Annotated in this window: 8 protein-coding genes; 5 read left to right on the forward strand and 3 right to left on the reverse strand. The window is 72.7% G+C overall.

Annotated features, from left to right (window positions below; translation table 11 throughout):
• Positions 1 to 2,403, forward strand: coding sequence for a sodium-translocating pyrophosphatase (locus tag T328_RS21880; RefSeq protein ID WP_496497814.1), 2,403 nt, complete (start codon positions 1 to 3; stop codon positions 2,401 to 2,403).
• 312 nt (positions 2,404 to 2,715) lie between these two features.
• On the opposite strand, the gene T328_RS21885 is transcribed toward T328_RS21880, so the two are convergent.
• Positions 2,716 to 3,879 carry an RNA-guided endonuclease InsQ/TnpB family protein gene (locus tag T328_RS21885; protein ID WP_496497815.1) on the reverse strand — a complete coding sequence of 388 codons (1,164 nt, stop codon included), beginning with the start codon at positions 3,877 to 3,879 and terminating at the stop codon, positions 2,716 to 2,718.
• A gap of 143 nt (positions 3,880 to 4,022) precedes the next feature.
• Here T328_RS21885 and T328_RS21890 point away from each other — a divergent pair, with 143 nt between their 5' ends.
• A complete protein-coding gene (locus tag T328_RS21890; protein WP_496497816.1) occupies positions 4,023 to 4,586 on the forward strand; it encodes a small secreted protein in 564 nt (187 codons plus the stop codon).
• Between the two features lie 127 nt (positions 4,587 to 4,713).
• The gene (locus tag T328_RS21895) at positions 4,714 to 6,309 is read left to right on the forward strand and encodes a DUF7059 domain-containing protein (protein WP_496497817.1); all 1,596 of its coding nucleotides are present in this window, start codon (positions 4,714 to 4,716) and stop codon (positions 6,307 to 6,309) included.
• Between the two features lie 118 nt (positions 6,310 to 6,427).
• Here the strand turns inward: T328_RS21895 and T328_RS21900 are convergent, their stop codons facing one another.
• Entirely contained in the window at positions 6,428 to 6,820 is a 393-nt protein-coding gene (locus T328_RS21900; RefSeq protein ID WP_496497818.1) for a DUF2752 domain-containing protein, read from the reverse strand.
• A gap of 136 nt (positions 6,821 to 6,956) precedes the next feature.
• Entirely contained in the window at positions 6,957 to 7,427 is a 471-nt protein-coding gene (locus T328_RS21905; protein ID WP_496497819.1) for a TM2 domain-containing protein, read from the reverse strand.
• A 383-nt stretch (positions 7,428 to 7,810) separates the two neighbouring features.
• Between T328_RS21905 and topA the strand changes: the two genes are divergently transcribed.
• Both topA and tmk read left to right on the forward strand, forming a co-directional pair.
• A complete protein-coding gene (gene topA, locus T328_RS21910) occupies positions 7,811 to 10,699 on the forward strand; it encodes a type I DNA topoisomerase (protein ID WP_496497820.1) in 2,889 nt (962 codons plus the stop codon).
• Between the two features lie 251 nt (positions 10,700 to 10,950).
• Positions 10,951 to 13,923: a dTMP kinase gene (gene tmk / locus T328_RS21915; protein WP_496497821.1), complete on the forward strand. Its 2,973-nt coding sequence runs from the start codon at positions 10,951 to 10,953 to the stop codon at positions 13,921 to 13,923.
• Positions 13,924 to 13,975: the final 52 nt, after the last annotated feature.

Raw genomic sequence — 13,975 nt, forward strand, 5'->3', positions numbered from 1 at the left:
ATGGCGGGGCATTTCACCCCACTACAGCAGGACCACCTACTGGCCGTGGAACTCACCAGCGGCAACCGTGCCATCGTGGCGATCATCGCCGTGGTCGCGGTCGCCGCACTCGCGGTCGCCGTGGTGCTGCTCCGTCAAGTGCTCGCCGCCGGCGAGGGCACGGACAATATGAAGAAGATCGCGGCGGCGGTACAAGAAGGCGCAAACGCCTATCTGGCCCGCCAGTTGCGCACCATCGGCATCTTCGCCGTGGTGGTGTTCTTCCTGCTCATGCTGCTGCCCGCCGACGACTGGTCGGAGCGGGCCGGACGCTCGATCTTCTTCCTGGTGGGCGCCGCGTTCTCGGCCGCGACCGGGTACATCGGCATGTGGCTCGCGGTCCGCAGCAACGTGCGCGTGGCCGCCGCCGCGCGCGCTGCCACCCCGCGCGAGGGCGAGCCCGCCAAGGACCTCACCGCGGTGAGCCACGAGGCGACCAAGCTTGCGTTCCGCACCGGCGGCGTGGTCGGCATGTTCACCGTGGGCCTCGGCCTGCTCGGTGCCTGCTGCGTCGTGCTCGTCTACGCGGCCGACGCGCCCAAGGTGCTGGAGGGCTTCGGCCTCGGCGCCGCGCTCATCGCGATGTTCATGCGTGTCGGCGGCGGCATCTTCACCAAGGCCGCCGACGTCGGCGCCGACCTCGTCGGCAAGGTCGAGCAGGGCATCCCCGAGGACGACCCGCGCAACGCCGCCACCATCGCCGACAACGTCGGCGACAACGTCGGTGACTGCGCCGGCATGGCGGCCGACCTCTTCGAGTCGTACGCCGTCACCCTGGTCGCCGCGCTCATCCTGGGCAAGGTCGCACTGGGCGACGCCGGCCTCGCCTTCCCGCTGATCGTTCCCGCGATCGGCGTCGTCACCGCCATGATCGGCGTGTTCGTCGTCGCGCCGCGGGCCAACGACCGCAGCGGCATGACCGCCATCAACCGCGGCTTCTTCATCTCCGCGGTGATCTCCCTGGTGATGGTGGCCGTCGCCGTCTTCGCGTACCTCCCCTCGTCGTACGCGGACCTCGACGGCGTCGGTGCGGGCATCGCCGAGCACGACGGCAACCCGCAGGTGCTCGCGCTCGTCGCGGTCGCCATCGGCATCGTGCTCGCGGCGGTCATCCAGCAGCTCACCGGCTACTTCACCGAGACCAACCGCCGCCCCGTACGAGACATCGGCAAGACCTCCCTGACCGGCCCGGCCACGGTGGTGCTCTCCGGCATCTCCATCGGCCTGGAGTCCGCCGTCTACACCGCGGTCCTCATCGGCCTCAGCGTCTACGGAGCGTTCCTGCTCGGCGGTACGTCCATCATGCTGGCGCTCTTCGCGGTCGCCCTGGCCGGCACCGGCCTGCTGACCACCGTCGGCGTCATCGTCGCCATGGACACCTTCGGCCCGGTCTCCGACAACGCCCAGGGCATCGCCGAGATGTCCGGCGACGTCGAGGGCGACGGCGCCCAGGTCCTCACCAACCTGGACGCGGTCGGCAACACCACCAAGGCCATCACCAAGGGCATCGCCATCGCCACCGCGGTCCTCGCGGCGGCGGCGCTCTTCGGCTCGTACCGCGACGCGGTCAACGAGGCGGTGGCGGAGGCCAGCAACGTCGGCAACCCGCTCGGCCTCAGCCTGGACATCGGCCAGCCGAACAACCTCGTCGGCCTCATCCTCGGCTCCGCGGTCGTCTTCCTCTTCTCCGGTCTGGCGATCAACGCCGTGTCGCGCTCCGCGGGCGCGGTGGTCTTCGAGGTGCGCCGGCAGTTCCGCGAGCACCCGGGGATCATGGACTACACGGAGGAGCCGGAGTACGGCAAGGTCGTCGACATCTGCACCCGGGACGCGCTGCGCGAGCTGCGTACGCCCGGTCTGCTCGCCGTCATGGCGCCGATTGCGGTCGGCTTCACGTTCGGGGTCGGCGCGCTGGCCTCGTTCCTCGCCGGCGCCATCGGCGCGGGCGTGCTGATGGCGGTCTTCCTGGCCAACTCGGGCGGCGCCTGGGACAACGCCAAGAAGCTCGTCGAGGACGGCCACCACGGCGGCAAGGGCAGCGAGGCCCACGCCGCCACGGTGATCGGTGACACCGTCGGCGACCCGTTCAAGGACACCGCGGGCCCGGCGATCAACCCGCTGCTGAAGGTGATGAACCTGGTGGCGCTGCTGATCGCTCCGGCGGTGGTGAAGTTCTCCTACGGAGATGACTCGAACGTCGGCGTACGGATCATCATCGCGGGCGCGGCCATCGCGATCATCGCCGGCGCCGTGTACATCTCCAAGCGCCGGGGCATCGCGGTCGGGGACGAGGAGCCGGAGACCACCGCGGCCTCCAACTCCTCGCCGAAGTCGCCGACCGACCCGGCGGTGGTCAACGGCTGAGACACAGCTCTACGGCACCGCACCCCGCCGGCCGGGAGGCCAGACCGCTCCCGGCCGGCGGGGTGCGGTATGAGAGGCGGGACCACTGTCACTGTTGTGACTGCTGTGGCTGCCGTGGCAAATGGTGCATGACGCGGCGTGCGGCCTCGGCGATTCGTCGTACCGGCGGGGTGCCGGTGTATGTTCCGGGACGAAGGGATGATCCGGTCAACTTCTCGGCCGCAAGCGACCGAGATCGTTGTGTCTCGGCCGGAAGGGTGTTGATTGCAAGTGGAGCGCGACTGGCTGCCGCGTGGTCCCCTGCGTCCGGAACTAGCCTGGGCTGGTTCTGGGGCGGTTGACTGCGCCCCGCTGCCACGCAGCATCGCCGCGGTGGGCGATGTTGCGGGAGCCGTTGTGGTCCGCGTGCAGCACGGTCCCGCAGGACCGGCAGGCGAACCGTGCTTGATTCACCCTGTTCGTGCGGTGGGTATGCCAGCACTCCGAACACTGCCGGGAGGTGTTCCGGGGATCGACTGTGACCACCGGGACACCTGCCCGTCGTGCCTTGTACCCGATGAAGGTGCCGAGCTGGGCGAAGGCCCAGGAGTGCAGTCGTGCCCGCTGGTCTTTCTTGGCCGTGACCCTCTGCCGGATACCGCCCAGGTTTTCCAGGGCGATCCCGCGCGAGGTGCGTTCAGCGGTGGCAACGAGCTTCTTGGCGATGATGTGGTTGGTGTTGGCGGCGTGCCGCGCCTCGCGGCGACGGTTGCGCTTGAGGACGCGCTTGCCTGCTTTAGTGCGCTTCTTCTGGAGCTTGGTCCGCAGGTCGCGGTGGCGCTTGCGGTACCGGTTGAGCCTGCGCCCGGCGAGGACCTGGCCGTCGCTGGTCGTGGCAATGTTGACGACGCCGAGGTCCACGCCGAGGAAGCCGTCGGGCTTGTAGGGGGCGGGCTCGGGGATGTCGATGGTGGCGACGAGGAAGAACTTGCCGTCCCGCATCACCAGGTCGCTCTCGCCCTTGCGGGAGGCGAGGAGCTTGGTTGCCTGGGGCGAGCAGACGAACGGGATGTGCTTGATCCGCCCTGCCACGGTCCAGATGGACACGGTGCGTCGGTCGAGGTCCCAGGTCAAGATGCGGTCGTCGAAGGGCTGGGCGGCGTCGTCGCGGAAGACGATCGGCTTGGACTCCGCCCGCTTGCGGCGCTTGGATCCTGCCGGGCCGAGGTTCCCGGCCGTGATGTTGCCCTTGAGGGTGGCGTAGGCGTCACACACCTTCGTCACCACCCGTACGGCCGGTTGCGCCCCCAGGTCAAAATCAGCCTTGAGGGCGAAGTAGACCTCTTTCTGCAACACGTTGCGGCGCTTGAGGTTCCTGGCGAAAGCCACCTCGGACGCCCGGTTCGCGGCACGGTTGCAGGCACGCAGGGTTGCGGCCAGGGCGTCGGCCACATAGGCCGACCCCGGCTGCAATTTCACCTGCGCAATAATCTTCACGCACAACACGCTAGTACGACGCACGTGAGGGGATCAACCTTGCAGTTGAGACACAGCGGAGGGAACTCCGCCGCCAAGCGGCTCCCTCCCAAGAAGCCAATCCCTCCCGGGCCCACAGCCCTGCGCCTCCTTGGCAGGACACAGTGAACAAGACGCTTGCCGCCACCCTGGCCGGTGCCGCCGTCACGCTGGTCGTGGCGACCGGCTGCGGCGAGGACGACAACGCGGAGGTCCAGAAGTGGGCGGGCTCGCTCTGCGACCGGATCCAGCCGGAGTTGCAGAAGCGGGATGAGGCCAACCTCGCGATCAGCGAGGCGACGACGGAGAAGGACCCGCGGAAGGTGCAGGAGACGGACGCCAAGGCGTTCGGTGAGATCTCGGACGCGTACACGGCCATGAGCAAGGCCGTGAACAAGGTGGGTGCGCCGCCCGTCGACGACGGTAAGAACACCCACGGCGGCGCCGTGACCGAGCTGGAGCAGGTGGCCGCGGCGTACGCGGACCTGCAGAAGCAGGTGGAGGACCTGGACGTCAAGGACCAGGCGGCGTTCGCGGAGGGCCTGCGGGAGCTGGCGGGCGAGGCTGACAAGATCAGCAAGAGCGGCGACCAGGCGCTGAACAAGCTGCAGGCGGGCGAGGTCGGCGAGGCGCTGGCCGAGCAGCAGGGCTGCCAGAAGTCGCAGGCGAAGCCGTCGCAGAAGGCGTAGTCGCGGCAGGCGCGGCAGGCGCGGTAGGCCAGGCAGCCCCGGTAGGCCCGACGGGCCCGGCAGGCGCGGCAGCAGGTCCGGGCGCACGCGGCGGGCCGGTCGGCGCGGGCGCGGCGGCGGCACCACAATGGTGCCCGTGCGTGCCACCGACGATCTCCCCCGCCTCGACCTCCCCCGCCCCGACGGCGCCGCCGAGTTGCGCGCGGCGTTGCTGGCCGCGGGCTTCACCGCCGACGGCCTGCTGGACCTCCTGGGCGCCCCCGCGTACGCGGCCCTGGCCCGCAGCGAGACCGTGCCCGCGGAGCGGGCGACACGGTGGCCGCCGGGCGGCACGCCGCCGGCCCTCGCCACCCTCACCCGGCTCTTCCTCCTCCAGAGCGCCGTCCCCCGCCCACACGCCGAGGCGGTGCTGCCGCTGGCGGCGTGCCTCGCGGACGGCTGGCTGCGCCCGGACGGTGAGGCGGTACGGGCCGTGGTCGACGTCCGGCCGTACGGCGGGCCGGCGGGCCAGGACTGGTGGATCGTCTCGGATCTGGGCTGTGCGGTGGGGGGTGCGGCGGGTGCCCGGAGGGCGGCTGCCGCGGCCGGTGCGTACGGTAACGGCGCCTCCGGTGCGTACGGGAACGGCGGCACGCCCGGCGCCGACCTCGTACTCGGCGTCGGCGGCGCCTCCACCACGCTCGCCGGGCTCACCGTGCCCCTCGACGGCGGGCGCGTGCTCGACCTCGGCACCGGGTCCGGGATCCAGGCGCTGCACGCCGGCGCCCGCGCCGACGCCGTCACCGCCACCGACGTCAACCCCCGCGCCCTCGCCTGCGCCCGGCTCACCCTCGCCCTCTCCGGCGCGCCCGCCGCCGACCTGCGCGCCGGTTCGCTCTTCGAGCCGGTGGCCGGCGAGCGGTTCGACCTGATCGTCTCCAACCCGCCCTTCGTGATCTCCCCTGCCGCCCGGCTGACGTACCGCGACGGCGGCATGGCCGGTGACGAGCTGTGCCGCACCCTCGTCCGCGAGGCCGCGGACCACCTCGCCGACGGCGGCTACTGCCAGCTCCTCGCCAACTGGCAGCACGTCGAGGGCGAAGACTGGCGCGAGCGCGTCGCGGACTGGGTGCCGCCGGGCTGCGACGCCTGGATCGTGCAGCGGGAGGTGCAGGACGTCACGCAGTACGCGGAGCTGTGGCTGCGCGACGCGGGCGACCACGCCGACCACGCGGCCTACGCGGCTCGCTACGACGACTGGCTCGACGCCTTCGCCGCCACCCGCACCAGGGCCGTCGGCTTCGGCTGGATCACCCTGCGCCGCGTCGGGGCGGCGGATCCCGCGGTCACCGTCGAGGACTGGCCGCACGCCGTCGAGCAGCCGCTCGGCGCGGCGGTGGTCGAGCACTTCGCGCGGCAGGACTTCCTGCGCCGTACGGACGACGCGGCGCTGCTGGCGACGACCTTCCGGCTCGCGGACGACGTGGTGCAGGAGCAGGTGGGCCGGCCCGGAGAGGAGGACCCGGAGCACGTGGTGCTGCGCCGGCAGCGGGGGATGCGGCGGGCGACGCGGGTGGACACGGTCGCGGCGGGCTTCGCCGGGGCGTGCGACGGCACGCTGCCGGCGGGCGTCATCCTGGACGCCATCGCGCAGGTGCTGGGGGAGGACCCGGCGGTGCTGCGGGAGCGCACGCCGGGCGAGCTCCGGCGGCTGCTGGAGCAGGGCTTCCTGGCCCCCGCCTGAGTCCTGCCAGAGTCCCGCCTGAGCCCTGCCTGAGCCCCAGCGGCCGGCTGAGCGGGCTGAGTGCGCCGAACGGGCTGAGCCGGCGGTACGAAGCGGCTGAGCCGCTCCGCGGAGCGGCTCAGCCCGCCACGTTCCGTACCACCGCCCACACCACGGCCACGCCCAGCACCGCCGCCGTGCCGAGCCGTCCGAAGGACGGCGTCCAGCGGCGCCCGCGCAGGCCCTCGTAGAGCCAGCGGCCGTACAGCACCGCCGCGAACGGCAGGCCGAGCAGCAGCATCAGGGCGTTGTCGTGGAAGGCGGCGCCGAGGTCGCCGTGGAGGAGGTCGTACGCCATGCGGGTAGCGCCGCAGGCGGGACAGTCCAGGCCGGTGGCCCAGTTGAACGGGCAACGGGGCAGCCAGTGACCCGGGTCGTGGGGGTTCGTGCCGTAGAGGTACGCCGCGCCCGCGGCCCCCGCCGCCGCCAGGGCGACGGGTGCGGCGGCCGGGCGGCGCAGCAGGTTCAGCACGCGCCGTACGCTCCCGCGCCTCCCGCTCCGCTTGCCCTCCGCCCCCGGCGGGCGCACGGTACCCGTCGTCTCCGGTTGCGGGGGAACTGGAGGCGACGGGTCCGGGTGCCCTGGGGGCGCCGGAGGGCGGACGGCGTCAGGAGCGGAGGACGCGGCCCTTGGCATCGGTCTTGTCGTCACTGACGAGGATCATGATGCCGTCGATGAGCGCCCAGATGCCGACGCCGCCGCAGGTGAGGAGCTGGGCGACGGCCATGCCGGTGTGCCCGGTGTAGAAGCGGCCGATGCCCAGCGTGCCGATGAAGAGCTGCAGCACGCCTGCGACGATCTTGGACTTGTCGGAGTACGGGCGACCGTGTGCGTCGTAGCCGTACGGCGCGTTCGGGTCGTAGCCCTGTGCAGCCGGGGCCGGGGCCTGCGGGAGGTTGCCGGGCTGGCCGCCCGGGTAGCCGTATCCCTGCTGCTGGGCGGGCTGCTGCGCGTACGGGTTCTGGTTCGGGTCCTGCTGGCCGTACTGCGGGTAGCCGTAACCCGGCTGACCCGGCTGACCCGGCTGGCCCGGCTGTCCGGGCTGCTGGCCGTAAGGATTCTGATTCGGATCGGACACTGAACGTCCCCCCGGTCGGATGTGTAGTGGTGGGCTCCGAACCGGCCTCGCGGCACGGGTCGGACGCCCATACTCCCATCCGTAGTACTGGCCGTTGTCAAGGGGCTGCGCGTTACAGACCGCGGCGACCGTAATGTGCCCTGTGCGGGAGCTAGGCGGCTTGTCGGGTTACCGTTCGAGTGGCGCCCCGGGTTTTAGCCGCTTGACACGGGGGCGGGTTGTACCGTCACACTCCGCAGCAACGCCCGGCACAGCAACGTACGACCGCACGACCATCCACATAGAGTGCCCACAAGGCCACCGACGACGACCACCGGCAAGATCGCCGCGAATCCCCCCACCAGATCGCTGCCAGCTTCCGACCGGAGAAGAGAGAGCCGAAGTTGTCCGCCACCAGCAAGTCCCGCCGACTCGTCATCGTGGAGTCGTCTACCAAGGCGAAGACGATCAAGGGCTATCTGGGCCCCGGCTACGAGGTCGAGGCGAGCGTCGGGCACATCCGCGATCTCCCGAACGGCGCCGCCGAGGTGCCGGCCAAGTACAAGGGAGAGCCCTGGGCGCGGCTCGGGGTGAACGTCGATCATGACTTCGAGCCGCTGTATGTGGTGAACAGCGACAAGAGACAGCAGGTCAGCAAGTTGAAGAAACTGCTGGCCGAGTCGGACGAGCTGTATCTCGCGACGGACGAGGACCGCGAGGGCGAGGCGATCGCCTGGCATCTGCTGGAGGTGCTGAAGCCCAAGGTGCCGGTGCACCGGATGGTCTTCCACGAGATCACCAAGGACGCGATCCGCCAGGCCGTCGCCAATCCGCGGGCGCTGGACAAGAAGCTGGTCGACGCGCAGGAGACCCGCCGCATTCTCGACCGGCTGTACGGGTACGAGGTCTCGCCGGTGCTGTGGAAGAAGGTCATGCCCCGGCTGTCGGCCGGCCGGGTGCAGTCCGTCGCCACCCGCCTCGTCGTCGAGCGGGAGCGCGAGCGCATCGCGTTCCGCTCCGCCGAGTACTGGGACCTGGCCGGCGTTTTCTCCACTGGCCGCGCCGGCGATGCCACCGATCCGACCGCCTTCGGCGCCAAGCTCTCCGCCGTCGACGGGCGCCGCATCGCCCAGGGCCGCGACTTCGGCCCGGACGGGCAGCTCAAGGGCGGCTCGTCGGCCGAGGTGCTGCACCTGAGCGAGGACTCCGCCCGCGCGCTGGCCGCCGCGCTGCAGAACGCCGCGTTCGCGGTGCGCAGCGTGGAGGCGAAGCCCTACCGGCGTTCGCCGTCGGCCCCGTTTCGTACCACGACGATGCAGCAGGAGGCGTCCCGCAAGCTGGGGCTCGGCGCCAAGGCCACCATGCAGGTGGCGCAGCGGCTGTACGAGAACGGCTTCATCTCCTATATGAGGACCGACTCCACCACGCTGTCGGACACCGCGGTCGCCGCCGCCCGGGCGCAGGTCACGCAGTTGTACGGGAGCGACTACCTCCCGGACCGGCCGCGCATCTACGCGGGCAAGGTGAAGAACGCCCAGGAGGCGCACGAGGCGATCCGCCCCTCGGGCGACCGGTTCCGCACGCCGGCGGAGACGGGGCTGTCCGGCACCGAGTTCCGGCTGTACGAGCTGATCTGGATGCGTACGGTCGCGTCGCAGATGAAGGATGCCACCGGGCAGTCCGTGACGGTGAAGCTGGGCGGCACATCGGCCGCTGGAAGCGGGGAGTGGGCTGGGCGGGACGCCGAGTTCTCCGCGTCCGGCCGGGTCATCACGTTCCACGGCTTCATGAAGGCGTACGTCGAGGGCTCCGACGACCCCTCCGCCGACCTCGACAACCGCGACCGGCCGCTGCCGCAGCTCGCCGAGGGCGACCGGCTGACCGCCGAGGAGATCACAGCGGAGGGGCACGCCACCAAGCCGCCCGCCCGCTACACCGAGGCGACGCTGGTCAAGGAGCTGGAGGAGCGGGAGATCGGCCGCCCGTCCACGTACGCCTCGATCATCGGCACGATCCTGGACCGCGGCTACGTCTTCAAGAAGGGCACGGCCCTGGTGCCGTCCTTCCTCTCCTTCGCCGTCGTCGGCCTGATGGAGAAGCACTTCGGGCGCTACATCGACTACGACTTCACCGCCAAGATGGAGGACGACCTCGACCGCATCGCGCGCGGCGAGGCCGAGTCGGTGCCGTGGCTGCGGCGCTTCTACTTCGGTACGGACGACGTGACCACCCCCGCCGAGGAGCGGGCCGGCGCCGACCACCTCGCGGGGCTGAAGGAGCTGGTCACCGACCTGGGCGCGATCGACGCCCGGGAGGTCTCCACGTTCCCGGTGGGCGAGGGGATCGTGCTGCGCGTCGGGCGCTACGGGCCGTACGTGGAGCGCGGCGAGCGGGACACCGAGGACCACCGGCGCGCGGACGTGCCGGACGAGCTGCCGCCGGACGAGCTGACCGTCGAGCTGGCCGAGGAGCTGCTCGCCAAGCCCAGCGGGGCGTACGAGCTGGGCACCGACCCGGACAGCGGCCACGAGATCGTCGCCAAGGACGGGCGCTACGGGCCGTACGTGACGGAGGTGCTGCCCGAGGGCACGCCGAAGACCGGCAAGAACGCGGTGAAGCCGCGGACGGCGTCGCTGTTCACGTCCATGTCCCTGGACACGGTGACGCTGGCGGACGCGCTGAAGCTGCTGTCGCTGCCGCGGGTCGTCGGCACCGACCCGGAGAGCGGCACGGAGATCACCGCGCAGAACGGGCGCTTCGGCCCGTATCTGAAGAAGGGCACGGACTCGCGCTCGCTGCAGAGCGAGGACCAGCTCTTCACGGTGACGCTTCAGGAGGCGCTGGCGCTCTACGCCCAGCCCAAGCAGCGCGGCCGGGCCGCGGCGAAGCCGCCGCTGAAGGAGCTGGGCGAGGACCCGGCGAGCGGCAAGCCGGTGGTGGTGAAGGACGGGCGCTTCGGGCCGTACGTGACGGACGGCGAGACGAACGCGACGCTGCGGCGCGGGGACGAGCCGGAGTCGATCACGCCGGAGCGCGGGTTCGAGCTGCTGGCGGAGAAGCGGGCGAAGGGGCCGGCGAAGAAGACCGCGAAGAAGACGGCGAAGGCCCCGGCCAAGAAGGCGCCGGCGAAGAAGGCCGCCGCGAAGAAGACGGCGGCGAAGAAGACGGCGGCGAAGGCGGCTTCGAAGACCGCCGCGAAGAAGCCGGCCGGGACGAAGACGGCGGCGGCGAAGAAGGCGACGGCGAAGAAGACCGTGTCGGCGAAGACGGACGTGCCCGACCAGGGGGCGTAGGGGGCACGGGGTGCCCGTCAGGGGTCTGGGGCAGAGCCCCCGGGATCCCTCCGACTTCCGGTCCCGGCGGGCCTGTGCCGGCTGACCCGTCCCGAGGTGCACGGCCGTGCGTACGGCTTGCGGATCCTGACCCCGGCCCGGAGGGCAGGCGTGGAGGCCGCGGGTTGTCCACAACCGGCCGGTAATCCACAGAACCGGGCAAGTGTTCGTGTGGAGCTCATCGGTCCGGCTCGTCCCGCTAGGCTGACGACATGCGAGCCGACCAGCCCACGACAGCGCCGGACCCCACCGAGAGCCTTGTCGCGGACGCGCGCGAGCGCGCCGTGAGGGCGCTGCTGCGCGTGCCGTCACTGAGGCGGATGTGGGGCGCCCATCTCACCAGTGCCACCGCGGACGCGCTGGCGCTGCTCGTGCTCGTGCTGCTCGCGCTGCAGGCGGGGGTCGCGGCCGAGTCGTTCGGCGGTGGCTATCGCGGCGCGGCGGTCACGGTCAGCGTGGTCTTCGCGGTCCGGCTGCTGTCGACGGTCGTCTTCGGCGCCGTGCTGCTGGGCCCGCTCGGGTCGCTGCTCTCCGGGTCCGGGGCGCTGGACCGGCGCTGGGCGATGGTCGGCGCGGACGTGGTGCGCGCGGGGCTGCTCATCGTCGCCCCGCTGTGGATCGACTGGACGCCCGACTCGGCGCTCACCTGGATCCTCGTCACCGTTTTCGTCGCCGGCGCGGCCGAACGGGTATGGACAGTCGCCAAGGACAGCGCCGCCCCCGGGCTGCTGCCCGCGCCGCCGCCCGAGGGCGCGGCGATAAGGCCGCTGCCCGACCAGGGCGCCGCGCTGCGCCGGCTGGCGCTGCGCACGGGGTACGGGGCGCTGCCGCTCGGTGCCGCCGCGCTGCTGGTCACCGCGTGGATCGGCCGGCTGCTGGGCGCCGGGTTCGACTGGTTCGACGGCCACCCGGGCGCGGTCGGCTCGTATCTGGCGGCGGGGCTCTTCGCGGCGTCGGTCTCGGTGCTGTTCTTCATAGAGCTGCCGGACGGCGGGGCGCGGGCCCGCTCCCCGCTGGAGGGCCTGCGCCGGCCGCGCGGCGCGGACGGCGGCCCGGAGCGGGGGCGTACGGGCGCGATCGCGCTGCTCGTCGGCGCCTGCGCGGCAGCAGCCGCCGCGGTCGCCGCCTCCGTGGCGCTCGCCGTCCTGCAGGCGCAGGAGGCGTACGACATCAACGGCACCATCGCGTACGCGCTGCTGGTGCTGGCCGTCGCCGCCGGGCCGGTGGTCGGCGTGCGGACGGCGCCGCGGGTGCTGCCCGCGCTGTCGCGGCGCCGGCTGCTGGCGCTGGCCGTAGGCGTCACCGGGATCGGGCTGCTGCTCGTCGGCCTGGTGGCCGACGCGGCGACCGGGGTGCTGTGCGCGCTGCTGGCCGGGACCGCCGCGGGCGTCGCCGCCGCGACCGGGCACGCGCTGCTGGAGCAGGAGACCGAGGACGCCCGCAGGCCGCGCCTCGTCGACCATCTGCACGCCGTCTCCCGCGTGGCCGTCGCGCTCGCGCTGATCGGCACGCCGCTGCTCGCCGCCGCCATCGGCCGGCACCGCCTGGAGGCGGGCGACCTGGTCTTCGCGCACGGCGGCGCCGCCTTCACGTACATGCTGGCCGGCGCGCTGCTGCTGCCGGTGGCCGTGCTGGTGCTGGTGCGCACGGACGACCGGCAGGGCGTGCCGCTCCGGGTCGACCTGCGGCAGGCGGTGCGCGGCGCGGACCCGGAGGAGGGGCTGTCGCCGAGCGGGTTCTTCATCGCCGTCGAGGGCGGCGACGGGGCCGGGAAGTCCACGCAGGTCGAGGCGCTGGCGCAGTGGATCAGGGACAAGGGGCACGAGGTCGTCGTCACCCGTGAGCCCGGCGCCACCTCCATCGGGCAGCGGCTGCGCTCCATCCTGCTCGACGTCTCCACCGCCGGCATCTCGCACCGCGCGGAGGCCCTGCTGTACGCCGCGGACCGCGCGGAGCACGTGGACGGCCTCGTCCGGCCGGCGCTGGAGCGCGGCGCGGTGGTCATCACCGACCGGTACATCGACTCCTCGGTCGCGTACCAGGGCGGCGGGCGCGACCTGTCGCCGACCGAGGTGGCGCGCGTCAACCGCTGGGCCACCGGCGGGCTCGTCCCGCAGCTGACGGTGCTGCTCGACATCGCGCCGGAGACGGCGCGGGAGCGGTTCACCGAGGCGCCGGACCGGCTGGAGTCGGAGCCGCCGGAGTTCCACGAGCGGGTGCGCGCCGGGTTCCTGGCGCTGGCCGCCGCGGACCCGGGGCGCTATCTGGTGGTCGACGCCGGGCAGGACGCCGGCGTCGTGACGACTGCCGTGCGGCATCGTCTGGACCAGATGCTGCCGCTGTCCGAGCAGGAGCTGCGCGCGCAGGAGGAGGCCCGCCGCAAGGCCGAGGAGGAGCGCAAGCGCCGGGAGGCCGCGGAGGCCGCGCGCAAGGCCGAGGAGGAGCGGCTGGAGCGGGAGCGGCAGGAGCAGCTGGAACGGCTGCGCCGCGAGGAGGAGGAGCGCAAGCGGCGCGAGATCGAGGAGGCCAAGCGCCTGGAGGCCGAGCGCGAGGCGGAGCTGGCCCGGCAGCGCGCCGAGGAGGCCCGCCGCCAGGCGGAGGAGGAGCGCAAGCGCCGGGAGGCCGAGGAGGCCGCCCGCCGCGCCGAGGAGGAGCGGGTCCGCCGGCAGGCCGAGGAGGAGGCGCGGCTGCGCCGGGAGGCCGAGGAGCGCCGCAAGGAGAAGCAGCGCAAGGCGGAGGAGGCGCTGCTGCGCGCGGAGCAGGAGCGGCTGGCGGCGGAGGCGGAGTCGCTTCGGGCCGCGGGGGCCGCGGGAGCCGCGGGGGCCGCGGGCGGGGCGGAAGGTACCGGGTCCGCCGCGCCGAACGACAGCACGCAGCAGCTGCCGGTCGCCGGCTCGGACGACGCGGACATGCAGGAGACGTCCCAGCTGCCGCACGCGCCGCCGCACGAGTCGCCGCACGCCGGCCCGGACGCGGAGGAGACCCGCGTCATGCCGCAGGTGCCGGACCCGGACGCGGAGGACACCCTCCAGGTGCCCCAGGTCCCCGACCCGGAGGACCACGACCACCAGCGCCGCCCCCGCCCGGAGTGGGCGGAGGAGACCCCGCTGGACGACCTCCCGACGCTGGCGGACGAACTGCTGGGCCCCCGCGGCGAGGATGACCGCGACGACCGCCGCCGCTAAGCCCCTGCGGGGCGGCGCCGCGGATGGCGTTGGGGCACTGTGGCGCGGTCGG

The organism is Streptomyces sp. CNX435, assembly GCF_059570575.1.